Raw genomic sequence first — 24,717 nt, forward strand, 5'->3', positions numbered from 1 at the left:
TGCCGCGTCGGCGACATCGAGTGTCTCGGGAGCCGCCGCCGCGAGCAAAGCGGCGGCGCAGAGCGTCAACACGGCGACCGACGCGCTCACAAGCGCCAAGGCGAGCGCAAGTTCGCTCTCGAAGAGCGCCGGCGGGTTGCTTTCGAATTGAACGTGTCGGAATGGTCCACCCGGCGGACCAATTCTTACCTCGTCTCACGCATGCGAGTCGCCCGCAAACAGCGCGAGATATCCTTCCGGGTCGACCGGCTTCCCGCCCACACGCACCTCGAAATGTAGATGCGGTCCCGTGGATCGACCCGTCGAGCCCACCTCGGCGATAGTCTCGCGCGGCTCGACCTGCTGTCCGACGCGCACTTCGATCTTCGAAGCGTGAGCGTATCGCGTGATAAAGCCGTTGCCGTGATCGATCTCGACCGTATTGCCATAGCCCGGCATCGGTCCGGCGTGGATCACGCGGCCGCCGGCGGCCGCGAGAATCGGCGTACCTGTCGGGGCGACCAGATCCACGCCCGGGTGGAAACTCAGGTGACGATTGAACGGATCCAGACGGTTCCCGAACGATGAACTCGTTCGTCCGAACGCGAGCGGACGACGCCCCGGAAAGGCTTCCCACGCCGCCTCGTGCTGCGCCGCGTCTTGTTCGAGCGCGTCAAGCGTCGTCGCCAGGCAGTCGAGTTCGTTGCTTCGGTTTCGCGGCTCCGGTCGCGCGTCGGCGGCCTGGCAAGGGCGGGGCGGAAGCTCTGGGCCGCCCGCTGCGTCGCTGGAGGCCGCGCGCACCGAGGCCACTGCGCTGGTCGCCGTGGCGCGCGGCGGTTTTGCGCGCAAGCGTTGATCGAACCCACTGAGCGTGTCCAACTGCGCAGCGAGCCGCTCCACGCGCGCATCGAGCGCGGCGTTCGACGCCTTCAGACGCGCGAGCTCATCGGCGTTGTAAGGGGCTTGGGCGTATCGGACGGCGGCGGGCTCCTGCGCACGCCGCATCTGAACGTCATACTGGCCCAGCGCGAGACCGCCTGCCAGCGCCAGCACCGCCACCGAGCAGGCAGTACCAACGATGGCGCGCAGCGCGCCTCGCCGCATCACGATGTAAAGATCGTTTTTCGAGCGCGAGATGACTGACACCACCCTTATCTCCCTGCAATCAGTGCGAGTTTTGAGATGGTAGGAGCGCGCCGGATCTCGGCCTATCGGACGAATCAGAGAAATTTGGGACAAGAGTCGATTCCGCGGCCTGCGCTATATCCGCTCATACATTCCGCCCTATATAAACAATAAAAATGTTTTGCTTTCATAGATGGTTCTTCTCCCTCAACATGAAGTGATCCGAAAAAGCACTGGAGCGAGACATGGAAAGCACCGCGGATTTGAAGCGCTATGAATTGCTGATCAATGGCGAGTTCGTCCCGCCGAGCGGAGGCGACTACTCGACGAACCTCGATCCTTCGAACGAGAATCCGATCGCCCACGTCGCGCAAGGCACGTCCGCCGATGTCGACCGCGCGGTGCAGGCGGCGCGCGCCGCGCTCAAGCCGTGGAATGCGATCCGCGCCGCCGAACGCGGCCGAATCCTGATGAAGCTTGCCGATCTCCTGCGCGAAAATCAGGAAGAACTCGCGGCGCTCGAAAGTCTCGATGCCGGCAAGCCGATCTCCGGTGTACAACGCCAGGACGTGCCCGCCGCCATCGATACGCTCGCCTACTATGCCGGCTGGTGCGACAAGATCAACGGCCAGGTCGTGCCCGCACGCCCCGACGCGCTGACCTACACCGTGCGCGAGCCGGTCGGCGTCGTCGCGGCGATCGTGCCGTGGAATTTCCCGCTGATGATCGGCATGTGGAAGATCGCGCCCGCGCTCGCGTGCGGCTGCACGCTGATCGTCAAGCCGGCCGAAATCACGCCGCTTTCGGCGCTGATGGTCGGGCGGCTCGCGCTGGAAGCCGGCGTGCCGCCGGGCGTGCTCAACATCGTGACCGGCAAGGGCTCGGTCGTCGGCGATTCCCTCGTCGCGCATCCGGGCGTCGACAAGGTGACGTTCACCGGCTCGCCGTCCGTCGGGCGCGGCATTCTGCAGGGCGCGGCGGGCAACTTCAAGCGCGTCACGCTCGAACTAGGCGGCAAGTCCGCCAACGTGATCTTCGCGGATGCGAACATCGACGGCGCCGTGCGCGCGGCCGCATCGGGCATCTTCTTCAACGCGGGGCAAGTCTGCTCGGCGGGCTCGCGCATTCTCGCGCAGCGCGCTGTCTACGACGAAGTCGTCGAGCGCCTCGCCCAGCGCGCGCAGACGATCAAGCTCGGCGATCCGTCCAAACGCGAAACCAACATGGGCCCGCTCATTTCCGCCAAGCAGATGAAGAGCGTGCTCGACTACGTGGACATCGGCACGGGCGAGGGCGCCTCGCTCGTGACAGGCGGCAAGCGCGCGGGCGAACGCGGCTATTTCGTGGAGCCGACGGTGTTCGCCAACGTCGAGCACGAGATGCGCATCTCGCAGGAAGAGATTTTCGGGCCGGTCGCGAGCGTGATTCCCTTCGACGACGAAGCCGACGCGCTGCGCATCGCCAACGGCACCGCGTACAGTCTCGCAGCGGGCGTCTGGAGCGCGGATATCGGCCGCGTGCATCGCATGGCCGCGGAATTGAAAGCGGGCACGGTCTGGGTCAATACCTACGGTTTCACGGACGTGCGCCTGCCGTGGGGCGGCGGCGGCGACTCGGGCTTCGGCCGCGAACATGGCGACGTCGCCATCGAGAATTTCACCGAGCCGAAGGCGGTCTGGGTGGCGCTGACGCCTTGACGGAATGAACGCCGCGGCCAACCGCGGCGAAAGGGAAACGGGCGGTCCGACTCATCGAACCGCCCGTTTGGATCGGAAAGACCCGTCAGACGCGCGCCGTTTCCTCGTTGCGCGCCCGCCAGAGCCGCGCCCGCTGCGTGCTGTCTTCATATTGGACCGTGTTTTGCCGGCAGGCTTCGATTGTCGAATTCTTGCGCTCGACGATCGCCTGGCAAAGAAACTCGGCGCTGTAGGCCGTCAGCAAATGCGGGGAATGGGTTGCGATGTACTGTGCGATCTTCCCGTAATCGCTATCCGCCGATGCCAGCGCGCGATACGTCTGCACATCCCAGCGGAACATCAGGTCGAGTTCTTCGAAAGCCGTGTTGAACGCGCAGACTTGCGCCTGAAGTTCGCGGTCATCGTCGTGCGTTGCATGGATCATGATCGTCTCCTGTATGGCCGTGGGGCTTGAATGCAGGATAGAAAAGTCGATCCATATACGATAGTTAAAGTTTTTTCGCTTATCTATTCAGAAAGAATTATGCGTTCGGTTTGCCCGTCTTCGCGACGATTTGCGTGATCGCTTCGATCTGCGCAGCGCCTTCTTCGATCAGAAACTGCTTGAACGCAAGCGCCACCGGCGGTAGCCGCTTGTTGTTCCGATGCACGACGAACCAGTTGAGCATCACGGGAAAGCCCTCGATATCGAGCACCGCCAGCTTTCCGACCTGCAATTCCATGCTGATCGTGTGCGCGGACAAGAAGCTCAGGCCCATGCCGGCGATCACCGCCTGCTTGATCGTCTCCGTGCTGGTGATTTCCATCGCGACGTTAAGGTTCGGCAGCCGTCCGCCGAATCCTTCTTCCATCGAATTCCAGGTGTCGGAGCCACGCTCGCGCACGATGAACGGTTCGTCGGCGAGCGCTTCGAGCGGCAAGTTCCTCCGTCCGACGAGCGGATGATCCGGCGGCGCGACGATCACGTACGGATGGGGCGCGAATGAGACGTTCACCGTGTCCATATCGCGCGGGGGGCGGACCATCACGGCGAGATCGGTGAGATTGTCGGACAGCTGATGCAGCAGTTCCTCGCGATTGTGTACCGCGAGATTGAGCCGGACATCGGTATTGCGCTGCGTGAACGCGGCGAGCAAGCGGGGGAAAAAGTAATCGCCGGCGCTGATCACCGCGACGTTGAGCGTGCCGCCCGCGATGCCTTTGAGTCGGGCCATCGCATCGTCGGCTTCGCGGAATTGCTCCAGAATCGCGCGGCTGTAGTGAAGCATTTCATTTCCGGCCGGCGTCAGATAGATTTTCTTGCCGAGCTGCTCGAACAGCGGCAGCCCGGCGTGCTCCTCCAGTTGCTTCACCTGCGTCGAAACAGCCGGCTGCGTAAGGTAGAGCTCTTCAGCGGCGCGCGAGAAACTCAGTCGACGGGCGACGGTCTCGAAGATCTTGAGTTGACGCAGGGTGGCGTTGCGCAGCACAGCAATCCCTCATCCATTAACGATCACTAATTTATACAATAATTTTTTCTAACTTTCCTTAATCGTTTTTCTCCCCCACGATGCTTTCACGTCCGCGAAAGTTGTAAGGCGGACGGGTGCGCCAAGAACGAAGGGCCACGCCAGACCCCAGGCATCGGCCAGTTTGCCGCAAAGCAACATGAGCACACCCGCAGCATGGAAGCCCGCAAACGCTGCATAACCCATCCGGACTTTATTGGGAATCGCTTTGAAATGATTCTTCGATCGCCTGAAGCGGATGTTTGCCGGATGTGCGAATCGATCGCCCACCTCAAAACGCGCGACATGCGCAATACCCGTGACCGGCGGCCTCACGCCCATGCCGCCTGGACCGAGCATTTCCCCTGACCGACCGCTCGCCGCCGACGCACCGCGCCGGCTTCTCGCAGCACATCAAGCGCCGTACGAGCGCTAAGACAGATAACGGAGACAGACATGGCAAGCGCAGACACGGTTGTGTCCGGGCAATCGCACGGGCGTCACCACAACAGATGGATCCAGCTCGCAGTCGGCATCGTATGCATGGGGCTGGTCGCCAACCTCCAGTACGCATGGACTCTTTTCGTCGTTCCGATGGATGCGAAGCACCATTGGGGTCAAGCGGCGATTCAAACCGCCTTCACCATCTTCATCGTCACTGAAACGTGGCTCGTGCCCGTCGAGGGCTGGCTCGTCGATAAATTCGGACCGCGCCCGGTCGTGATGGGCGGCGCACTTTGCGCCGCCATCGGCTGGATGATCGACGCCCACGCCACCACGCTCACGCATCTGTACATCGCCGCCGTGGTCGCAGGTATCGGCGCCGGTTGCGTGTATGGCACCTGCGTCGGCACGGCGCTCAAGTGGTTCCCGGACAAGCGCGGTCTCGCGGCGGGCCTGACCGCTGCTGGCTTCGGCGCGGGCGCGGCTGTCACGGTGATTCCGATCTCGAACATGATCCAGAGCTCAGGCTACGAGCACGCGTTCATGTTCTTCGGCATCCTGCAGGGCGCGTGCATCTTCGTGCTCGCGCTGATGCTCGTGCGGCCGAATCCGCCGAAAGGCATCGTGCCGGCCAAGCGCATCGTGTCGACGAAGATCGACTACACGACAGGACAGATGGTGCGCTCGCCGCTCTTCTGGGTGCTGTATCTGATGTTCGTGTTCGTCGCGGCGGGCGGCGTGATCGCGACCGCGCAGTTCGGGCCGATCGCGAAGGAATACGGCTTCGCCAAGATGCCGGTGAATCTGCTCGGCGTAACGCTGCCGCTGCTCGCGATGACGCTGTCCATCGACAATCTGTGCAACGGCTTCACGCGTCCGCTGTGCGGCTTCATCTCGGACAAGATCGGCCGCGAAAACACGATGTTCATCATCTTTCTCGGTGAAGGCGTCGCGCTGCTCGGGCTGATGGAGTTCGGCCACAATCCGTATCTCTTCATGCTGTTCGCGGCGATGACGTTCCTCTGCTGGGGCGAAATCTTCTCGATCTTCCCGGCGACCTGCGCGGACACCTTCGGCAGCAAGTACGCCGCCGCCAACGCGGGCACGCTCTACACCGCGAAAGGCACGGCGTCGATGCTGGTGCCGCTCGCTTCGGTGCTCGCGTCGATCGGGTCGTGGAACGCGGTGTTCATCACGGCGGCGGTGACGTCGATCGCGGCGGGACTGTGCGCGAAATTCGTTCTCGCGCCGATGCGAAAGCGCTGGATCGAAAACACGCTCACGGAAGAGTCGTCGGCCGAATCGTCGATCAACGCGTCGTTACGGACCGGCTCGATTCAATGAAACAGGGCACGCCGACGTTGAGCGTATCGCTGCATCAACTGAGGCTTTTCGTCACCCTCGCGCGGCATCGCAGCTTCACGCGCGCGGGCGACGATCTCGGCATCACCCAATCGGCGGTGAGCCGCAGCATTCGCGAACTCGAAGATGAAATCGCGCTGCGGCTCTTCGATCGCACGACGCGTCAGGTGGCGCTCACCGAAACCGGACGCAAGCTGCTCGCCCGCATTGCGCCGCTCGTCGAGGAACTGGAAGCGACTCTGCGGCCGCGCGCGCAAGAGGGCGGCGAGCCGGGCGTCGTCAATCTCGCGAGCAGTTGCGCTCTCACGGCGAGCGTTTTGCCCGCGATGCTCGCATCGTGTCGCGAATGTCTGCCTGAAGTCACGATCATCGTGATGGATCGGCCGCAAAATGCCGTGCTGCAACTCGTGCGTTCGGGCGAGGCGGAACTGGGCGTCGCGATCGCGCCCGACAATCTCGACGAACTCGCCGCCGAGCCTCTTTTCGCCGACGGACTTGCTGCCGTCGTCAGCGCGTCGCATCGACTGAGCGCGGCGGCGGGCATCGACTGGCAGCAGTTGCGCGGCACGCCGCTTCTCCTGCTCGACGATGACACCGGCAGCCTGGGCGCCATCGAGGCTGCGCTCGCGCTGCACGGCGTCGCGGGCGCGGTGCGCCAGAAATTCACGCAAGCTGCCGCGGTTGCGCGCATGGCGGAAGCCGGCCTCGGCGTCGGTATCCTGCCGATGCACGCGCGCGCTGCCATCGACTGCGCGCAGACGCGCATCATCCCGCTCGTGCCGGACACGTCGCGCACGATCATGCTCGTACGGCGCAAGAGCCGCGCGCTGCGCTCGAGCGCGGCGAACGTCTGGTCACACATCGTCGCATCCTCGTCGCATACTTTCATCTCGGGTCAGGCCGTCGAGGTCTGACCGACTTCTTGCCGCTGAAGGAAGCCCGCCGCGCATCTCGCGCATGCGGGTTTTCGCTCGTCTGCGAGCGCACGATTCGCCTTGTCCTGTCTGCACTCGGAATGTAGTATCTTGTATATCAGAGAGATATAAAGCTACAACCCTCAGGAGACGAACCATGAAGATCTGCGTGTACGGCGCCGGAGCGATCGGCGGCTATATGGGCGCGCAACTGGCGCGAGCGGGTGCGGACGTCAGTTTCGTCGCGCGCGGGCCGCATCTCGCGGCGATGCAGGCGAACGGCGTCAAGCTCCGGATCGATGGCGAGGAGCACACCGTCAAGGTGCGCTGCACGAACAATGCCGCCGAACTCGGCCCGCAGGATTACGTGATCGTCGCGCTGAAGGCGCATTCGATTCCGGGCGTCGTCGATCTGATTCCGCCGCTGCTCGGCCCGGAAACCGCGATCGTCACGGCCGTCAACGGTCTGCCTTACTGGTATTTCTACAAACACGGCGGCGCGCTCGAAGGCACGAAACTGCAGAGCGTCGATCCTGGCGGCCGCCAGTGGGACGTGTTCGGTCCGGAACGCGCGATCGGCTGCGTGCTGCTGCCGGCGGCGGAAATCGCGGAGCCGGGCGTCATCGAACATCACTACGGCAAGAAATTTCCCATCGGCGAGCCGAGCGGCGAAATCACGCCGCGTCTGCAGGCGCTGCACGACATGATGGCGAAGGCGGATATGGAAGCGCCGATGCGCGACAACATCCGCGATGAAATCTGGCTGAAGCTCTGGGGCAATCTGTGCTTTAACCCGATCAGCGCGTTGACCGGCGCGACGCTCGACGTGCTCACGAGCGATCCCGGCACGCGCGCGCTCTCGAAGGCGATGATGCTGGAGGCGAAGGCGATCGGCGACAGGATCGGCGTGAATTTCCGCGTCGACGTCGAGCGGCGCATCAACGGCGCCGGCGCGGTCGGCGCGCACAAGACGTCGATGCTGATGGACTGCGAGGCCGGACGCCCGATGGAAATCGATCCGCTGATGACGGTCGTGCAGGAAATCGGCCGCCTCGTGCACGTCGAAACGCCGATGCTCGATGCCGTTCTCGCATTGATCAAGCTGCGCGAAGGCGTGAATCAGGGCACGGCGAAGCCGCTGCCGCTCCCGCAATCTCAAAAAGCCGCCTAAACTGCAGACGAAGAGACCAGCGTTGTTTCTGATATACAAGATGCAAAATACTTGCGTGCTGTTGCGATGCAGCATATACTGAGGGCTCTTGAGTGATTCAACTGGAGCCTGAAATGAGCATCGCCCTGCTGGTTGTTGTCGGATTCGCGCTGGTTGCCGTTGGTGTAGGTGTTACGTTTATGATTGCGTCGGCCGTGCCGCAAAGCATGCTGCAGCGCGCACAGGATCACGGTCGCTTCGCCGGTCTCGCGGCGGATGACCAGAACGGCGGTTCGGGCAAGCGTGTCGACGCTCGCCGTCCGCACTTGGGAAATCAAGCCATCAATGCCATCTGATACTCAATCCGTAGATAGTCCGGAAGTTCGCCCCGATGTACGTCCGCCCGGGCTGACGCTTTCGCTGGAGCCGATCAATGCCACGGTTTCGCTGCGCGATCAGGCGTACGCGAAGCTGCGGCAGGCGATCGCCGAGGCGGACATCTATCGTTCGCGGGAAGAAATCCGTCTCGACGAGAAAGAACTGACCGAAGCGCTCGGCGTGTCCCGCACGCCGATTCGCGAGGCCATGACGCTGCTCGAGCAGGAAGGTTTTCTGCGCACGGTGCCGCGCCGCGGCGTCTATATCTTGCGCAAGACCAAGCGCGAGATCGTCGAGATGATTCACATGTGGGCGGCGCTGGAAAGCATGGCGGCGCGCCTCGCGACGCAGCGCGCGACGGACGAGGAAATCGCCCATCTGCGCCACATGTTCGACAATTTCCGCGACTCGACGCCCGCCGAGCATATCGACGAGTATTCGGAAGCGAATATCGCGTTCCATTCGGCGATCGTGCGGCTGTCGAAGTCGGAAATCATCTTCGACACGATCAAGAACATCTTCGTGCACGTCCGCGCGATCCGTAAGATGACGATCTCGCAGAGCGACCGGGCGTCGCGCTCGATCGTCGATCACATGCGGATCATCGAGGCGCTGGAGAAGCGCGACACGGAGCTGGTCGAGCGGCTCGTGAAGCAGCATTCGCTCGATCTGGCGGCGTTCGTCGAGGCGAATTGCGACTTTCTGGACTGATGACGGATTGAGTTGGAAAGAAAAAAACCGCATGGCGTTCGCCGTGCGGTTTTTTTATTTCGTCGTCGATCGAAACGGTGATGCGCGAAGCGGATAGTCGTCGCTCGGCAGCGCGCCGCGCGTCTCGACGGGCACGAAGCCGGGCGCATGACTCGGAGCCGGCGCGACGGCTTGCGATGTCGCGAACGACAGGGCAGTGACCTGGCCGATGCGCAAGGCCACCGCCATCGCAGAGTCGAGGTAGACGAACATGGCGCGGAAAAAAGGCGCAAGTCTATCGATGCTGCCCTTTCTCAGCAATAGCGCGCGCCCTTGCTCGGCCCGCGCCGGTTGCCCGCGTGACTAACGCATCGCGTGCAGCATCGTTTCGCCGAGCGCGGCCGGCGAATCGGCGACGTGAATGCCCGCCGATTTCATCGCGTCGATCTTCGCGCTGGCCGTGCCCGATCCGCCCGAGATGATCGCGCCCGCGTGACCCATGCGGCGTCCCGGCGGCGCGGTCGTTCCGGCGATGAAACCGACCACTGGCTTCGTCGTCTTCGCGTCCTTGAGAAACTGCGCGGCTTCTTCCTCCGCCGATCCGCCGATCTCGCCGATCATGATGATGCCCTCGGTCGCATCGTCCTCCAGAAAGAGCGACAGGCAATCGATGAAGTTCGTCCCGTTCACCGGATCGCCGCCGATACCGATGCACGTCGTCTGCCCGAGGCCGGCCGCGGTCGTCTGCGCGACGGCCTCATAGGTCAGCGTGCCCGAACGCGATACGACGCCGATCTTCCCCGGCCGGTGAATATGCCCCGGCATGATGCCGATCTTGCACTGCCCCGGCGTGATGACGCCCGGACAGTTCGGCCCGACGAGCCGGCTCGACGAACCGCTCAACGCGCGCTTCACGCGCAGCATGTCGAGCACCGGAATGCCTTCCGTGATGCAGACGATGAACGGCACCTGCGCGTCGATGGCTTCGAGAATCGCATCGGCGGCGAAGGGCGGCGGCACATAGATGACGGAGGCGTCGGCGCCCGTTTTCGCGACGGCATCGGCGACGGTGTCGAACACGGGCAAGTCCAGATGCGTCGTGCCGCCTTTGCCCGGCGTCACGCCGCCGACCATGCGCGTGCCGTACGCGATCGCCTGTTCGGAATGAAACGTGCCTTGCGCGCCGGTGAAGCCCTGGCAGATGACCTTCGTATCTTTATTGATGAGAACGCTCATTGGGCCACTCCTTGAGCGACGGCGCTGACGATCTTGTCGGCGGCATCGGCGAGATTTTCGGCGGGGATGATGGTGAGACCGGACGTGCGCAGAATCTCGCGGCCCGCATCGACATTCGTGCCTGCGAGGCGCACGACGAGCGGCACGCTCAGATCGATCTCGCGCGCGGCCGCGACGACGCCTTGCGCGATCACGTCGCAGCGCATGATGCCGCCGAAGATGTTGACGAGAATGCCCTGCACCTTCGGGTCGCGCAGGATCAGCTTGAACGCGGTCGCGACGCGCTCCTGGGTCGCGCCGCCGCCGACGTCGAGAAAGTTCGCCGGCTCGCCGCCGTAGAGCTTGATGATGTCCATCGTGGCCATCGCGAGGCCCGCGCCGTTCACCATGCAGCCGATATTGCCGTCGAGCTTGACGTAGTTCAGACCGTGCTTCGCCGCTTCGATTTCGGCGGGATCTTCCTCGTCCTCGTCGCGCAGTTTCTCGATGTCGGGATGGCGATACAGCGCGTTGTCGTCGAAATTGAGCTTCGCGTCGAGCGCCATCACGTCGCCGGAGCCGGTCACGACGAGCGGATTCACTTCCACGATCGACGCATCCAGATCGACGAACGCCTGATAGAGCGCCGTGATGAACTTCGACGCAGCCTTGATCTGATTGCCGGTGAGCCCGAGTCCGAACGCGATCTGGCGCGTGTGAAAGGGCTGAAGCCCGGTCGCCGGATCGATCGCGACCTTGAGAATTTTTTCCGGCGTGCGATGCGCGACTTCCTCGATCTCCATGCCGCCTTCCGTCGACGCCATGATCGTGATGCGCGAGTTGGCGCGATCGACCAGCATGCCGAGATACAGCTCGCGCGCGATATCGCAGCCTCCTTCGACGTAGAGCCGCTTCACTTCCTTGCCCGCCGGCCCCGTCTGCTTGGTCACGAGCACGGACGCGAGCATCTTCTGCGCGTTCTCGCGCACTTCGTCGACCGACTTCACCACGCGCACGCCGCCTTTTCCGTCCGGATCGTTGGCGAAGCGCCCGGCGCCGCGGCCGCCCGCGTGAATCTGCGACTTCACGACCCAGACGGGTCCGGGCAGCGCGCGCGCCGCATCGGCGGCCTCCGTCGCGGAAAAGGCGACGCGGCCCTCCGGAACCGCGACGCCGTACTTTCGCAGCAGCGCCTTCGCCTGATATTCGTGGATGTTCATCTCGTCTCCTGATGTCCTCTGATGGGAATGAGCGAGCCGAGCAACAGCATCGTCGGCGCGCTGAAATACTGTATATCAGATTTCACGACGCGCAAAACTTTCGTTTGCGGGCTTCTGCAGCGTTAAATGAGTGCTTAACGGGCCGAGGCGGACGACGGTGATTGATGCACTGCAGAATTAAAAATCGGTCGAGCGTTGCTCACAGCGGCGTTCAAGGGATCGTGCGCTGCATCACAGGGTTTTCATCGACCGGCGGACGGTTGACTAATACTGTGTGTGGAATATTGTATATCACAGGAGGCGGGTCGCTTTGCGGTCCGACGGTCTACGCGCTCCGGGCACGACGGCGCGGGACGATGTACAAATAATCGCGAATCTATAAACGTCGAAAGAGAGTGGGAGACAAAGCCATGACGGTGAACACATCTGGCAAGGCGCTGGACGGCGTGCGAATCCTGGACTTCACGCACGTTCAGTCGGGACCGACCTGCACGCAGTTGCTCGCGTGGTTCGGCGCCGACGTCATCAAGGTCGAGCGCGCGGGTTCGGGCGACATCACGCGGGAGCAGTTGCGCGATATCCCCGACGCCGACAGCCTCTACTTCACGATGCTCAACCACAACAAGCGCTCGATCACCATCGACACGAAGAATCCGGAAGGCAAGAAGGTGCTCGAGACGCTCGTGAAGAAGTGCGACGTGCTCGTCGAGAACTTCGCCCCGGGCGCGCTCGATCGCATGGGCTTTACGTGGGAGCGCATCCAGGAACTGAATCCGCGGATGATCGTCGCGTCGGTGAAGGGCTTCGGCCCGGGACCGTACGAAGATTGCAAGGTGTATGAGAACGTCGCGCAGTGCGCGGGCGGCGCGGCGTCGACGACCGGTTTCGAAGACGGTCCGCCGACCGTCACCGGCGCGCAGATCGGCGATTCGGGCACGGGCCTGCATCTGGCGCTCGGCATCGTCACGGCGCTGTATCAGCGCAACACGAGCGGACGTGGTCAGAAAGTGCTCGCCGCGATGCAGGATGGCGTGCTCAATCTCTGCCGCGTGAAATTGCGCGACCAGCAGCGCCTCGAACGCACTGGCGTGATGAAGGAGTACCCGCAATATCCGAACGGCACGTTCGGCGAAGCCGTGCCGCGCGCGGGCAACGCATCGGGCGGCGGCCAGCCGGGCTGGATTCTCAAGTGCAAGGGCTGGGAGACCGATCCGAACGCGTACATCTACTTCATCACGCAGGCGCCGGTCTGGGGTGAAATCTGCAAGGTGATCGGCAAGGAGGAATGGATCGATCATCCGGATTACAAGACGCCGAACGCGCGTCTGCCGCATCTGAAGCAGATTTTCGAGGAAATCGAGCGCTGGACGATGTCGAAGACCAAGTTCCAGGCGATGGAAATCCTCAACAAGCACGACATTCCGTGCGGCCCGATCCTGTCGATGAAGGAAATCGCCGAAGAGCCGTCGCTGCGAAAGACGGGAACGGTCGTCGAAGTCGATCATCCGGTGCGCGGGAAGTATCTGACGGTCGGCAATCCGATCAAATTGTCCGACAGTCCGACCGAAGTCGTGCGCTCGCCGCTGCTCGGCGAACACACCGACGAAGTCATGGCCGAACTCGGCTACACGCCGGATCAGATCGCCACGCTGAAGAGCCTCGGCGCGATCTGAGCACATTGCCTTGCACTGACGTCCGCCTTCGAAAGAGGGCGGCGCAGGCCCCTGCACGCCCCTATAACGGAGACGCACCAAATGAACAGCACGGTTGCCCAGGACCGCGGCGAAGCAGCCAATTCATCCACGCACGCGGCGGCGGTCGTTCCGCTCCACGCGCCCGACGCGAAACGCCGCGTCGCGGAAGTGTTCGCCCGAGTGAAGGCGGAAGGCCGCACGTCGCTGACCGCGCCGGAAGGCAAACTCGTCTGCGATGCATACGGCATCGCGGTGCCGCAGGAAGGCGTCGCGAAATCGGCGGACGATGCCGCGAAGCTCGCGTCGTTCATCGGCTTTCCGGTGGTGCTGAAGATCGTTTCGCCGGAAATCCTGCACAAGACCGAAGCGGGCGGCGTGCTCGTCAACCTGAAGAATGAAGCCGATGTGCGTGCCGGTTTCGACACGATCATCTCGAACGCGAAGAAGTACGACCCAAACGCGACGCTTGTCGGCGTGCAAGTTCAGCAGATGGTCGGCGCGGGGCAGGAAGTCATCATCGGCGCGGTGACGGACCCGTCGTTCGGCAAGCTGATCGCGTTCGGTCTCGGCGGCGTGCTCGTCGAAGTGCTGAAGGACGTGACGTTCCGGCTCGCGCCCGTCACGCGCGAAGAAGCCGCATCGATGCTCGACGGCATTCAGGCCGCAGAAGTGCTGCGCGGCGTGCGCGGCGCCGAACCGGTACATCGCGAGGCGCTGATTACCCTGATCGAGCGCGTGTCGCGTCTCGTCGACGATTTCCCGCAAATCGCCGAGATGGACCTGAATCCGGTGTTCGCGAGCCCGAACGGCGCGGTCGCGGCGGACGTGCGCATCGTGATGGATTTCGCGCCCGCCGAACCGCGCTATCGGCCGACGCAAGAGCAGATCGTCGCGCAGATGAACCGCATCATGAAGCCGGATGCGGTCGCGGTGATCGGCGCGTCGAACGAGGACGGCAAGATCGGCAATTCGGTGATGAAGAACCTCATCAACGGCGGCTATCAGGGCACGATCTATCCGATTCACCCGAAAGCCGACGAGATCATGGGCCGCAAGGCGTACAAGAGCGTGAAGGACGTGCCCGGCGTGGTCGATGTCGCCGTGTTCGCGATTCCCGCGAAGTTCGTGGCTCAGGCGCTCGTCGAAGTCGGCGAGAAGAAGATTCCGGGCGCGGTGCTGATTCCGTCGGGCTTCGCGGAAACGGGCAATCACGAAGGTCAGGAAGAGATCGTCAAAATCGCGCGGCAATACGACATCCGCATGATGGGCCCGAACATCTACGGCTTCTACTACACGCCGAAGAATCTTTGCGCGACGTTCTGCACGCCGTACGACGTGAAAGGCAAGGCGGCGCTGTCGTCGCAGTCGGGCGGCATCGGCATGGCCATCATCGGGTTCTCGCGTTCGGCGAAGATGGGCGTTTCCGCGATCGTCGGTCTCGGCAACAAGAGCGATATCGACGAAGACGATCTGCTCACGTTCTTCGAGCAGGACGACAACACCGAAATCATCGCGCAGCATTGCGAGGATCTGAAGGACGGCCGTGCGTTCGCCGAAGCCGCAAAGCGCGTGTCGAAGAAGAAGCCGGTCGTCGTGCTGAAAGCGGGGCGCACGAGCCTCGGCGCGCGCGCGGCCAGCTCGCATACGGGCGCGCTCGCGGGCAACGACAAGATCTACGAAGACGTCTTCGAGCAATGCGGCGTGATCCGCGCGCGGTCGCTGCGCGATCTGCTCGAGTTCGCGCGCGGCATTCCGAAGCTGCCGACGCCCAAAGGCGAGAACACGGTCATCATCACGGGCGCGGGCGGCTCGGGCGTGCTCTTGTCGGACGCATGCGTCGACAACGGCCTCTCGCTGATGGCGATGCCCGACGATCTCGATGCCGCGTTCCGCAAGTTCATCCCGCCGTTCGGCGCGGCCGGAAATCCCGTCGACATCACCGGGGGCGAGCCGCCGTCGACGTACAAGAACACGATCCGCCTCGGGCTCGAGGACGATCGCATCCATTCGATCATCCTCGGCTACTGGCACACGATCATCACGCCGCCGATGGTCTTCGCGAAACTCGTCATCGAAGTGAAGGAGGAGATGAAGGCGCTCGGCATCGAGAAGCCGATCGTGGCGTCGCTCGCGGGCGACGTGCAAGTGGAAGAAGCCGCGGAATACCTGTACGAGCATGGTGTGCCGGCCTACGCTTATTCGACGGAACTGCCCGTTGCCGTGCTCGGCGCGAAGTACAAGTGGGCGCGCGGCGCAGGTTTGATCTGAGGTTTGGAGGAGGGGACAGGGGCGCGGACCACGTATGTCCGCGCCCTTTATAAGGGAGACACACTTGACACACTGGATTCGTTTTCGCGATGCCGGCGGCAGCATCGGTTTCGGTACGCTCGATCAGCATTCTGGCCGCGTCGTGCAGCACGACGGCGCGATGTTCGACAATCCGCGCCCGACCGACATGTCGTTCGCCGTCGACGACCTGACGCTGCTCGCGCCCTGTCAGCCGAGCAAGGTCATCGCGTTGTGGAACAACTATTACGCGCTGTCGCAGAAGCTCGACAAGGCGCCGCCGCAGCATCCGCTCTTTCTCATCAAGCCGCCGATGTCGGTGATCGGGCCGGGCGAGTCGATCCGCCGGCCGAAGAGCTATCACGGCAAGATCGCGTACGAGGGCGAACTCGGCATCGTGATCGGCAAGACGGTGAGCGGGGCGTCCGTGGAGGAAGCCGAAAGCGCGATCTTCGGCTACACGTGCGTGAACGACGTCACCGCGATCGAGCTGCTGCAGGAAGATCCCAACTTCGCGCAATGGTGCCGCTCGAAGGGCTTCGACACGTTCACCTGCCTCGGGCCGGCGATCGTCACGACGGGCAACGGCTTCGACTGGCGCACGGCGAGCGTCGTCACGACACTCGAAGGCGTCGAGCGCCAGAACTATCCGCTCGACGACATGATTTTCTCGCCCGCCGAGCAAGTGAGCATGCTGTCGCAAGACATGACGCTCGTTCCCGGCGACGTGATCGCGTGCGGCACGTCTATCGGCGTCGGCTCGATCAAGGACGGCGCGCGCGTGGATGTGTCGATCGCCGGAATCGGCACGCTGTCGAACGTGCTCGAAGCATGATCGCGGATGGACTCGCGGGCGCGCTCTGCGTGCTCGCGGCGCTGTCGGCGGGTTCGTCGATGCGTGCGTCGCGCGGAAGGCGGGAAACGGGCGCGCTCCTTGCCGCCGCGTGCTTCGCGAGCGGCGCATCGGGCGGAACCGCGCTCGTGCTTGCGCTGGTCGCGGGATTCATCGGGTATCGATCCGCGCGTGCGACGCCGGGTGTATCGGCGCAATCGCTCTTCGCGACGATGGCGTTCGTCGCGTGGGCGCTGCCGGGCCCGGACAGCGCGTATGCGGTGCTGGCGGGCGGCGCGCTGGCGGCATTGGCTTGCGTCGTCGTTCGCCGGCACACGAACGGAGCAAGCGCGAACCTTCAATCGATGCATCTCGCCTGCGCAGGCGCATGCGCGGCGTTCGCCTATGTGCTCGGCGTTCAGTCGGACGTGATTTCCGTTATCGCGATGCTCGCGCCCATCGGCGCGCACTCGTCTCCCGCTATGGGCGCCAACTCCGCCGCGCCGCTCGCATACGCGATGAGCGCGGCGGCGGCTGGCGGACTTGCGCTCGCGGCAGCGATCGGCGGTTCGCATGGCGCGCTCGTCGTGGCGGCAGTCGCGATCGCCGTCGGCTGCACGCGGTCGGCGACGCTCGTCGGCATCGTGCGCGAGACGCCATGAAACGACAAAGCCGGCGCAACCTTCGCGCCGGCTTTGCATCGCGATGCCCGAGACACATCAGCGATCGCGATTCCACAACGCGCCGAGCACGAAGCCGACGGCCGCCGCGATCAGCACGCCCTGAATCGGCTGGCTCGCGACCGCGAGACGCACGTTGTCGACGGTCTGACCATAACTTTGCTGCAAGTTGCCGTAAGCCTGCCGCACCTTGCCTTCGGCTTGCGTGCCTTCATCGCCCGTCAGTGCGCCGACTGCGTCCTGCACTTTGCCGACGACCTTCTGTGCCGCGCCTTCCACTTGATCCTGCACCATGGTGCCTCCCTTCGGTTGAGCGGTTTCTCGTAAATCCGGATTCGCCGGAACGCTCATCAGCAGCACGCAGCGTGCCCGGGCCAATTCAGGCCGAACCGATCAGTCCCTTCACGGCGTCGATCAAATCGTCGATAGAAAGCGGCTTGCGGCGAAACTGCGCATGCGGGTGCTCGAGCGCCGGCGCATGCGCCGCCGCGCTCATGAGGATCACCGGCACGCGTGCGAGGGCGGCGCTCGCGGCCAGTTGACGGATCAGTTCGACGCCGTCCATGTGCGGCATCATCCAGTCGGTGATGACGAGCGCGGGCGGATTCGAGCGCGCCGCGTCGAGCGCGGTCCGTCCGTTGGACGCGGTCGAAACTTCGTAGCCCTCCATTTCGAGCACGAGGCGCCACGTGGTCAGAATGTCGAATTCATCGTCGACGACGAGGATCTTCTTCATGCGCGCGCGCCGGGGTCCGACACAGACAGCGCGGGCGCGGCGATCGAGGGGTGTCCGGACAAGATACCCGTCGAGCCAATGAAGCCTTCGCTGATATGCAGGCCGCGCGAGTCGATCGTGAGACGGCGGATCGCCGAATCGTGCGGGCCTTCGCGCTGCTTGACGATCGACACCATGCGATACAGCGAGGAATTCGCCTCGACATAACGCATGAGCACGATGTTCTCGGTCATCGCGGACGCGCGCAACGTCGTGGGCTGCACCGAATCGCCGTAGAGCGGCATTTCCTCGGTGAGCAGGGTCGTCACGCCCGCGTCGCGCAGACGGTGCGTGAGCGCGTTGAGGAAGAGGCCGAAACGCTCCGTGCGGTTCGCGGACTGAAAAAAGCCGTCGATGCCGTCGACCACGAGCCGCGACGCATTCGTGTTCCGCACCGCGGTCATCAGTTCGACGGCGAGCTCGTCGATCGAGAGTTCGACAGCCGGATGCCAGCGGATCGCGAGACGTCCGTCCTGCACGGCCGGCGCGAGATCGATGCCGACCGACAACGCTTTGGCGAGAAGCCGCTCGGGCGATTCGTAGAGGCCGAAGTAGACGCAGCGCTCGCCGCGTTCGACGCCCGCCTGCAGGAACTTGAGCGACAGCAGCGTCTTGCCGATGCCCGATGGCCCGACGAGCGTCGTCGTCGAGCCGCGCACGATGCCGCCGCCGAGCATCTGGTCGAAATCGGGAAAGCCGAAGCTCAACTTGTTCTTGAAGTCCGGCGCGCCGTCATCGTTCGCGGGCGACGCCTCGATGCGCGGAAAGGTCACGAGACCGTTCTCCGTGATCTTGAAGAAGTGCTTGCCGAGCAGATGATCGCGGGCGCGCAGCTTGTGGACTTCGATTTCGCGGGCACGCCGCATGCCGGTGTTGTAGCGGTTCAGTTCGATGAGCCCGTCGACGAGCGTGTGCTCCGGATGCGGCTCGTTGCCCGAAAGCGGCGCGAGGATCAGCGTCGTGCAGCGCGCGGCGCTCACGAACGCCGAAAGCTCGTGGATGAACTGCGAGAGTTCGAGTTCCGTCGAGCTGAATTCGCGCGCGCTGCGAAAGCCGTCGATGACCATGAAACGCGGCCGGCTCGTCTTGATCGTCGCCGCGATCAGCGCGAGAAAGCCGGACAGGCCGTCGCGCATCAGTTCGTGATAACCGGAGACGAAGAGCATCCGGTCGGAGATGGCGTCGGCGTTGTAGAACGACAGTCCGCGAAGATGAGACAAAAGCTTGGTGTGCGATTCGGCGATCAGCGTGATGTACAGGACCAGGTCGCCCTGCGCGACGCGATGAAAGCCGATCTGCGATGAAAGAATCGTCTTGCCCGCGCCCGCCATGCCTTCGATCAGATACAGGCCGCCCTCGACGAACCCGCCGCCCAGGATGTCATCCAGGCCCGCGACGCCCGTCGTCACGTTGCCGTCGTTGGCAGCGTGTTGCCGGGGTTGAGCGGTGGAGTGCTTGTCGTCTTGGTTCATGGGATTTTCTTTTTTACTCGGCGTACCGGCTTTTTTGAGAAGGCGAATTATGGCTGACTATTGGCAAGCCGTGCTGGAAGCCATACCGCTCATGCCCGCCGTCGCGCCTTTGCGTGCGCGGTTTTGGGCGGCCACGCGCCTTTGCGTCGTCGCTGCGGCCTTTTGAAGCGAGCCCGCCGGGGCCGCGCGCGGGCGAATGCATCATGCACGCATTTTCTGCGCCCGAGCGTTTTGCGGATGGGAGCGATTGCCCGCCAACAGGAATTCTTTGAGAACTGTCTCATGGGCACTCGGAGCAGCGGGTGATGAAATGACGAACGTCTTACAGGGGCGCCGTGTTTTCTCCCGCCGCTTCACTCCGGCGCTCGCGCGCCTTCATTGCCTTCATCTCGCCATGCACCGTTCGCACTCGATTCCCGGCGCTCTTGCGCTCGCCGCCAGCTTTTTTGTTCTTTTTGCCGCGACAGCTTCGGCCGCCGCGCCGCACGCCACCGAAAGCCTGCCCGACGCGCGCATTCTCTCGGCCGCGCCTTTCGTTTTCCACGGCGACCGCCATATTTTTTCGCGCATGTCCGTGGAGCCGTCCGATTCGCGCATCTTCATGCCGGTCGAAACGATCCGCAACCTGAGCGAGCCGCGTTTGTCGCAAGTAAGTTTCAAGCGCACATCGACCATTTAAAGACGCACGGATTAACGGCGTTCGAATGAAGTATTGAGTCGTCTGGAATCGATTGCCTTGCCGCGCCATAATTCTTTCCGGGCGACGCGCGTTGCCATTACGGAAAATCGCAATGAAGCGCTGGGTAATTGCGGAAATCGTGCTGATTGCCGCCGGTTGTCCGGTCCGTTGGCGCGGGCCGCTGATTCATCGCCGATGAGGCCCGAAGCGGCTATTGCGAGCAATGGCGATGTCGCGGAACTCGAGAATCTGCTTGCCGCCGGGAAAATCACGGCGTTACGCAGGACGTTGAATGGCAGTTATGGCGCGAGTCTCTCGTATTATCCCGACGAGATGATTTATTACGCCGCGCTGTTTCAGCAAAGCAATATCTGGCGCGTGTTCAAAACGCAAAATGACGCGCGGGCCGAAACGGTCTATGCGGATTTCGCCAAGACGTCGAACACGCTCGCCGATGCGGAAATAAAGCGCATCAAGCTCGAAGCGGAGAAGGCATATGCGGACCGGCAGATCGCCGCCCAGCAGGCGCGCGCGAACCGGCTGCAAGCCGATCTCGATATTGCACGCGCGCAGCAAAATCAGGTGACGAGTTATCAAGTGGAGCAGCAGAATGCGATCCGCGAACTTCGCACGGAGCAGGCAGCGGCGCAGGCGCAACTTCGCGCGCTGCAGATCCGCGTGCAGGAGCTTCAGAAGCAATCCGACGGCGACCTTCCGGTCCCGCCCAAATAGGGGTTTCGATACGGGCGCCGCCGGCCTTGTATTTGGGAGTTGTCCGCTTAAATCGCACGAATTGTCACGCTACAATCGCGCAGCTTTCGGATTGCTTATCGAACGTTTGGCGCATCCGAAATCGATCCATCATTTTTCACGTCACCTTTGGGTTGTTCCCCGGCCCGGAATCGAGGTGCGCGCTCAGCGGCTCGCACTTTGAAATTGACTTGCATGACCACCAAGATGCTCACGAAAACCCTTGCTGTTAGTCTTATCGCCGCTGCCGTACTTGCGGGCTGTTCGTCCACGTCGGGACCGGCCTTCAATATCAGCGAAATTCAAACGTCGGATGGCCAGAAGGCTTTTCGCGCCGAATGCTACGGTCTGTTCGAAAACGGCAGCGCCTGCATGACCGCGGCTCAAAAGATGTGCGGCGATCAAAAGGTGAACGTGCTTCAGACGCTCGCCGGAACGAAGACGCCGAGCGATCCGCGCAACGTAATCTTCAACTGCGTGACGCCGCCCCAGCCGGTCGTTGCAACGCCGGAACCGGCGCCAGCGAAGGCCCCGGCTGTCGTGCCGCGCAAGATTTCGCTCGACGAAAAGACGAACTTCGCCTTCGACAGCGCCGCGTTGACGCCGAAGGCCAGGAGCATTCTGGATAAGCTCGTCGCCGACTCGAAGGGTGCGAATTTCGCGTCCGTCACGGTCGAGGGCTACACCGATTCGATGGGCCCGGATGCCTACAACCTCGGTCTGTCCCAGCGTCGCGCGCAGGCCGTGCTCGACTACCTGAAGGGACATGGCCTGAGCGCCGAGAACTTCGCGATGAAGGGTTTCGGCAAGGCCAATCCGATTGCGTCGAACGCAACGAGCGTCGGGCGTGCGGAAAATCGTCGTGTGGAAGTGATGCTTACGCCGTAATTCATCATCGGACGATGTCGAAAAAAACCCCCGCGAACCGATGGTTCGCGGGGGTTTTTGTTTTGTCGCCGACTGTGCGCTGCTTCAGAAGAGCGCGAGTTGTTCGCGCCCCGGACCGCCCTCCAGCGTGAGCAAATGGCGTTTGCGTTCGACGCCGCCCGCATAGCCGGTCAATTCCCCGTCGACGCCGATCACGCGATGACACGGCACGATGATCGCGACCGGATTCCGTCCGTTCGCGCCGCCGACGGCCCGCGATGCGCCCGCGGGCAAGCCGAGCCGGCGCGCGAGATCGCTGTACGTCCACGCGTCGCCGAAAGGGATCTGGCAAAGCGCGTCCCAGACTTGTCGCTGAAAGGGTGTTCCGCGAAACTGCACCGCAATCGAAAACTTCCGACGCGTACCCGCGAAGTATTCGCCGACCTGCTCGCGCGCATCGGCAATCACGCGGGATCTCGGCGCTGTCTCCGACAGCGTCGGCGCGTGCAGACCATCGGGAAAATACTTCTGTCCGATGAAGAAGAGACCCGTCAGACATTCGTCTTCGGCGCGATACAAAATGTGCCCGAGCGGGCTCGGGCCGACATGGCATTCGATCACTTCGATTCTCCGCGCGGCTGTCTTCGGCGACGGCCGCTTCAGATGAACGGATTATCGGCGGTGCCTGACGGCGCATCCGGCTCGTCGGGCAGCTTCGCGGGCAGCGACGCATCGCTTTGCAACGCTTCGACGATCGCACCGATCGCCTTCTGAAGCGCCAGCGCGTTCGCGAGTCCGGCCTTGTCGCGGGCGATCGTCAAATTGCCGCTGATCGTGAGGCGCTTGACGCCGTTCTCGATGTTGATCGCGTCGCCCGCGATGTTCATCACATCCGTATCGTTTGCAAATGGCTTAAACACCGCGCAATCCTCCAATTCGCTTGTCCTTCAGTCCGTCCGGGATGCCGGGAAACGCGAGTCCGCTCATCGCTTCCAGTTCGTGCACGGTTTTCATCGTGTACGTGTTCGTCGGCGTATTTTCGATTACGACCGCGAACGCGATCTGACGCTGCGGCAAATAGACTACTTTATACAGTTGCGTGGGCACGAACACGCGCGATTCGCCGATCGTCTGCAACTGACGTCCCGAGAAGAGCGGCCCGGTGACGACATACGCTTCGCCCGATTCCTCCGTGAGCCTGCGCACCGCTTGCTCGATGCGCGACCAGATGCGCCGGTTGTTCGACGGATCCTGCGGGACGATGTTCGCGAGCGAGAACGATTCGGCCATGCCTTTCTTGCTTGCGCGATCGCCCGCGGGACTCATGTGGCCGCGGTCGTAACCGCTCCTCTTGTAGTCGGACAGTTGCGCGGCCTCGTCGGGCGGCAGACGTTTGTCGACGAAGAAGCGATTCGTGCGCGTGTTGTTCTTCGCCTGGTCGACACTGCTCGCGGTCAGATGTTCCGCCGACCACAGCGGCCCTTTCGTGATGCCGGAGTGCAGCAGCGCGAAGTCGGAATAGCAGACTTCCTGCGTCGACGCGCGCATCTTCGAATTGACGACGACCGGCGCGCGGCCGTTCGGGCTGAACTGCGGACAGTCGCTCGCGGATGCGCTGATGCACGCGAATGCGAGGAGCGCGGCGGCGAATGCCTTGATGCGGAATTGCATGCTTGGAATGATCCTGACGACGATCGGGGTCGCAAAGTATAAGCGCTGAATACAGCATGCGGGCGCGTGCGAAATTCAGCCGCGCTAGAATGCGTCGGCCGACGTCATCTTCAGATCAAAAAATGAAACCAGCGCGCAGCAAGCCGTCCGTCGTTCGATCCTTGATGTTGTGTCTCGCGATGTCCTTCGCTTTACAAGCACATGCCGACGAAGCCACGCAAGCGGCCGGCAATGACGGCCCCGCATACGGCCCCGAGTTGCAGGGCTTCGACTATCCGTATCCGGTCGCGCGCTTCGCGCTTACGTCGCAGCGCCAGGTCGTGCGCATGGCGTATATGGATGTGCATCCGGCGCATCCGAATGGACGCACCGCGGTACTTCTGCACGGCAAGAATTTTTGTTCGGCGACGTGGAAGCAGACGATCCAGACCTTGAGCGATGCGGGCTATCGCGTGATCGCGCCGGATCAGATCGGCTTTTGCAAATCGACGAAGCCCGCGCGCTATCAATACAGTTTCCAGCAACTTGCCCGCAACACGCATGCGCTGCTGACCGCGCTCGGCGTGTCGAAGGCGACGCTCATCGCGCATTCGACGGGCGGCATGCTCGCGGTGCGCTACGCGCTCATGTATCCGCGCGAGACGGAGCAGCTCGTGCTCGTGAATCCGATCGGGCTCGAAGACTGGAAGGCGAAGGGCGTGCCGTCGATTTCCATCGACGACTGGTATGCGCGCGAGCTCAAGACGAGCGCCGACGGCATCCGCCGCTATGAGACGAGCACGTACTACTCGGGCCAGTGGCGCGACGACTACGAACCGTGGGTGCAGATGCTGGCGGGCATGTATCGCGGACCGGGCAAGGACATCGTCGCGTGGAACTCGGCGTTGCTGTACGACATGATTTACACGCAGCCCGTCGTCTACGAATTCGATCAGTTGAAGGCGCCGACGCTATTGCTTATCGGCGACAAGGATACGACCGCGATCGGCAAGGACTTCGCGCCGCCGGAGATTCGGCCGATGCTCGGGCGATATCCGGATCTCGCGAAGCTGGCGAAGGAGCGTATCGAAGGCGCGAAACTCGTCGAGTTTCCGGAGCTCGGGCACGCGCCGCAGATGCAGGATCCGGCCGCGTTTCATAAGGCGCTGCTGGAGGGGCTGGCGGGGCAATAGCTTCGATTCGCTCGCAAAGTTTCGTTGGCTGTTCTGCATTGCGATTTCGCTCAACGTGACCATGATCGTGCCACGCCGACGCAGGGCGGCCATTATCTGGCGCACGTTATGGCAGGTCTTCTCTTGTCGATGCTGACTGTGCCGACCTCCAAGAAAATCGTTGGACGAAGCGAGGGCA

General features: G+C 63.0%; 27 protein-coding genes. 14 read left to right on the forward strand and 13 right to left on the reverse strand.

Annotation, left to right across the window (positions count from 1 at the left end):
- Nucleotides 1-195 precede the first annotated feature (195 nt).
- The gene (locus QCE58_RS24225; RefSeq protein ID WP_409014148.1) at nucleotides 196-1,128 is read right to left on the reverse strand and encodes a M23 family metallopeptidase; all 933 of its coding nucleotides are present in this window, start codon (nucleotides 1,126-1,128) and stop codon (nucleotides 196-198) included.
- Nucleotides 1,129-1,349: 221 nt separating this feature from the next.
- Between QCE58_RS24225 and QCE58_RS24230 the strand changes: the two genes are divergently transcribed.
- The gene (locus QCE58_RS24230) at nucleotides 1,350-2,801 is read left to right on the forward strand and encodes an aldehyde dehydrogenase family protein (RefSeq protein ID WP_175983081.1); all 1,452 of its coding nucleotides are present in this window, start codon (nucleotides 1,350-1,352) and stop codon (nucleotides 2,799-2,801) included.
- Between the two features lie 85 nt (nucleotides 2,802-2,886).
- Here QCE58_RS24230 and QCE58_RS24235 read toward each other — a convergent pair whose 3' ends face one another.
- From QCE58_RS24235 to QCE58_RS24245, 3 genes are all read right to left on the reverse strand, one after another.
- Entirely contained in the window at nucleotides 2,887-3,225 is a 339-nt protein-coding gene (locus QCE58_RS24235) for a hypothetical protein (protein WP_008353905.1), read from the reverse strand.
- A 97-nt stretch (nucleotides 3,226-3,322) separates the two neighbouring features.
- Nucleotides 3,323-4,267: a LysR family transcriptional regulator gene (locus tag QCE58_RS24240; protein WP_033536098.1), complete on the reverse strand. Its 945-nt coding sequence runs from the start codon at nucleotides 4,265-4,267 to the stop codon at nucleotides 3,323-3,325.
- Nucleotides 4,268-4,318: 51 nt separating this feature from the next.
- The gene (locus QCE58_RS24245; protein ID WP_250440432.1) at nucleotides 4,319-4,648 is read right to left on the reverse strand and encodes a hypothetical protein; all 330 of its coding nucleotides are present in this window, start codon (nucleotides 4,646-4,648) and stop codon (nucleotides 4,319-4,321) included.
- Nucleotides 4,649-4,744: 96 nt separating this feature from the next.
- On the opposite strand from QCE58_RS24245, the gene oxlT reads away from it, so the two are divergent.
- The 5 genes from oxlT to QCE58_RS24270 all read left to right on the forward strand — a co-directional run bounded on the left by oxlT (nucleotide 4,745) and on the right by QCE58_RS24270 (nucleotide 9,247).
- A complete protein-coding gene (gene oxlT / locus QCE58_RS24250; RefSeq protein ID WP_008353903.1) occupies nucleotides 4,745-6,076 on the forward strand; it encodes an oxalate/formate MFS antiporter in 1,332 nt (443 codons plus the stop codon).
- A complete protein-coding gene (locus tag QCE58_RS24255) occupies nucleotides 6,073-7,008 on the forward strand; it encodes a LysR family transcriptional regulator (protein ID WP_250502748.1) in 936 nt (311 codons plus the stop codon). Before oxlT ends, QCE58_RS24255 begins: the two co-directional genes overlap by 4 nt.
- 157 nt (nucleotides 7,009-7,165) lie before the next feature.
- Nucleotides 7,166-8,179 carry a 2-dehydropantoate 2-reductase gene (locus QCE58_RS24260; RefSeq protein WP_250521536.1) on the forward strand — a complete coding sequence of 338 codons (1,014 nt, stop codon included), beginning with the start codon at nucleotides 7,166-7,168 and terminating at the stop codon, nucleotides 8,177-8,179.
- A gap of 113 nt (nucleotides 8,180-8,292) precedes the next feature.
- Complete coding sequence (locus QCE58_RS24265; RefSeq protein WP_051079075.1) at nucleotides 8,293-8,514, forward strand: hypothetical protein; 222 nt, start codon at nucleotides 8,293-8,295, stop codon at nucleotides 8,512-8,514.
- A complete protein-coding gene (locus QCE58_RS24270; protein WP_008353900.1) occupies nucleotides 8,504-9,247 on the forward strand; it encodes a GntR family transcriptional regulator in 744 nt (247 codons plus the stop codon). The genes QCE58_RS24265 and QCE58_RS24270 overlap by 11 nt, the downstream gene beginning before the upstream one ends.
- 54 nt (nucleotides 9,248-9,301) lie before the next feature.
- Here the strand turns inward: QCE58_RS24270 and QCE58_RS24275 are convergent, their stop codons facing one another.
- From QCE58_RS24275 to sucC, 3 genes are all read right to left on the reverse strand, one after another.
- On the reverse strand, nucleotides 9,302-9,499 hold the full coding sequence (locus QCE58_RS24275; protein ID WP_033536086.1) for a hypothetical protein: 198 nt from the start codon (nucleotides 9,497-9,499) through the stop codon (nucleotides 9,302-9,304).
- A 90-nt stretch (nucleotides 9,500-9,589) separates the two neighbouring features.
- Nucleotides 9,590-10,462 carry a succinate--CoA ligase subunit alpha gene (gene sucD / locus QCE58_RS24280; protein ID WP_008353897.1) on the reverse strand — a complete coding sequence of 291 codons (873 nt, stop codon included), beginning with the start codon at nucleotides 10,460-10,462 and terminating at the stop codon, nucleotides 9,590-9,592.
- Nucleotides 10,459-11,661, reverse strand: coding sequence for an ADP-forming succinate--CoA ligase subunit beta (gene sucC, locus QCE58_RS24285; RefSeq protein ID WP_250521538.1), 1,203 nt, complete (start codon nucleotides 11,659-11,661; stop codon nucleotides 10,459-10,461). Before sucC ends, sucD begins: the two co-directional genes overlap by 4 nt.
- A 410-nt stretch (nucleotides 11,662-12,071) precedes the next feature.
- On the opposite strand from sucC, the gene frc reads away from it, so the two are divergent.
- From frc to QCE58_RS24305, 4 genes are all read left to right on the forward strand, one after another.
- Entirely contained in the window at nucleotides 12,072-13,334 is a 1,263-nt protein-coding gene (gene frc / locus QCE58_RS24290; RefSeq protein WP_008353895.1) for a formyl-CoA transferase, read from the forward strand.
- 81 nt (nucleotides 13,335-13,415) lie between these two features.
- Nucleotides 13,416-15,623: an acetate--CoA ligase family protein gene (locus tag QCE58_RS24295; protein WP_250521539.1), complete on the forward strand. Its 2,208-nt coding sequence runs from the start codon at nucleotides 13,416-13,418 to the stop codon at nucleotides 15,621-15,623.
- Nucleotides 15,624-15,687: 64 nt separating this feature from the next.
- On the forward strand, nucleotides 15,688-16,476 hold the full coding sequence (locus QCE58_RS24300) for a fumarylacetoacetate hydrolase family protein (protein WP_250435532.1): 789 nt from the start codon (nucleotides 15,688-15,690) through the stop codon (nucleotides 16,474-16,476).
- Nucleotides 16,473-17,135 carry a hypothetical protein gene (locus QCE58_RS24305; protein ID WP_309780480.1) on the forward strand — a complete coding sequence of 221 codons (663 nt, stop codon included), beginning with the start codon at nucleotides 16,473-16,475 and terminating at the stop codon, nucleotides 17,133-17,135. The genes QCE58_RS24300 and QCE58_RS24305 overlap by 4 nt, the downstream gene beginning before the upstream one ends.
- 57 nt (nucleotides 17,136-17,192) lie before the next feature.
- Here the strand turns inward: QCE58_RS24305 and QCE58_RS24310 are convergent, their stop codons facing one another.
- The 3 genes from QCE58_RS24310 to QCE58_RS24320 all read right to left on the reverse strand — a co-directional run bounded on the left by QCE58_RS24310 (nucleotide 17,193) and on the right by QCE58_RS24320 (nucleotide 19,400).
- Nucleotides 17,193-17,447, reverse strand: coding sequence for a CsbD family protein (locus tag QCE58_RS24310; protein ID WP_008353889.1), 255 nt, complete (start codon nucleotides 17,445-17,447; stop codon nucleotides 17,193-17,195).
- 85 nt (nucleotides 17,448-17,532) lie between these two features.
- Nucleotides 17,533-17,889: a response regulator gene (locus QCE58_RS24315; RefSeq protein WP_250435536.1), complete on the reverse strand. Its 357-nt coding sequence runs from the start codon at nucleotides 17,887-17,889 to the stop codon at nucleotides 17,533-17,535.
- Complete coding sequence (locus QCE58_RS24320) at nucleotides 17,886-19,400, reverse strand: ATPase domain-containing protein (RefSeq protein ID WP_250521540.1); 1,515 nt, start codon at nucleotides 19,398-19,400, stop codon at nucleotides 17,886-17,888. Before QCE58_RS24320 ends, QCE58_RS24315 begins: the two co-directional genes overlap by 4 nt.
- A gap of 247 nt (nucleotides 19,401-19,647) precedes the next feature.
- Between QCE58_RS24320 and QCE58_RS24325 the strand changes: the two genes are divergently transcribed.
- The 3 genes from QCE58_RS24325 to QCE58_RS24335 all read left to right on the forward strand — a co-directional run bounded on the left by QCE58_RS24325 (nucleotide 19,648) and on the right by QCE58_RS24335 (nucleotide 21,717).
- The gene (locus QCE58_RS24325) at nucleotides 19,648-20,079 is read left to right on the forward strand and encodes a hypothetical protein (RefSeq protein WP_175983075.1); all 432 of its coding nucleotides are present in this window, start codon (nucleotides 19,648-19,650) and stop codon (nucleotides 20,077-20,079) included.
- Nucleotides 20,080-20,274: 195 nt separating this feature from the next.
- Nucleotides 20,275-20,811: a DUF2968 domain-containing protein gene (locus tag QCE58_RS24330; protein WP_250521541.1), complete on the forward strand. Its 537-nt coding sequence runs from the start codon at nucleotides 20,275-20,277 to the stop codon at nucleotides 20,809-20,811.
- A 390-nt stretch (nucleotides 20,812-21,201) separates the two neighbouring features.
- Nucleotides 21,202-21,717: an OmpA family protein gene (locus QCE58_RS24335; protein ID WP_160297400.1), complete on the forward strand. Its 516-nt coding sequence runs from the start codon at nucleotides 21,202-21,204 to the stop codon at nucleotides 21,715-21,717.
- A gap of 84 nt (nucleotides 21,718-21,801) precedes the next feature.
- Here QCE58_RS24335 and QCE58_RS24340 read toward each other — a convergent pair whose 3' ends face one another.
- From QCE58_RS24340 to QCE58_RS24350, 3 genes are read right to left on the reverse strand one after another with little or no spacing between them, the layout of a single operon-like run.
- A complete protein-coding gene (locus QCE58_RS24340; RefSeq protein ID WP_008353883.1) occupies nucleotides 21,802-22,317 on the reverse strand; it encodes a methylated-DNA--[protein]-cysteine S-methyltransferase in 516 nt (171 codons plus the stop codon).
- A 38-nt stretch (nucleotides 22,318-22,355) separates the two neighbouring features.
- On the reverse strand, nucleotides 22,356-22,583 hold the full coding sequence (locus QCE58_RS24345) for a hypothetical protein (RefSeq protein WP_008353874.1): 228 nt from the start codon (nucleotides 22,581-22,583) through the stop codon (nucleotides 22,356-22,358).
- Between the two features lie 25 nt (nucleotides 22,584-22,608).
- On the reverse strand, nucleotides 22,609-23,367 hold the full coding sequence (locus QCE58_RS24350) for a DNA/RNA non-specific endonuclease (protein ID WP_250435541.1): 759 nt from the start codon (nucleotides 23,365-23,367) through the stop codon (nucleotides 22,609-22,611).
- 179 nt (nucleotides 23,368-23,546) lie between these two features.
- Here QCE58_RS24350 and QCE58_RS24355 point away from each other — a divergent pair, with 179 nt between their 5' ends.
- Nucleotides 23,547-24,539: an alpha/beta fold hydrolase gene (locus tag QCE58_RS24355; RefSeq protein ID WP_250521542.1), complete on the forward strand. Its 993-nt coding sequence runs from the start codon at nucleotides 23,547-23,549 to the stop codon at nucleotides 24,537-24,539.
- Nucleotides 24,540-24,717 lie beyond the last annotated feature (178 nt).

The sequence above is a fragment of the Caballeronia sp. LZ028 genome (assembly GCF_031451415.1).
In the GTDB taxonomy this organism is placed as follows: domain Bacteria; phylum Pseudomonadota; class Gammaproteobacteria; order Burkholderiales; family Burkholderiaceae; genus Caballeronia; species Caballeronia zhejiangensis.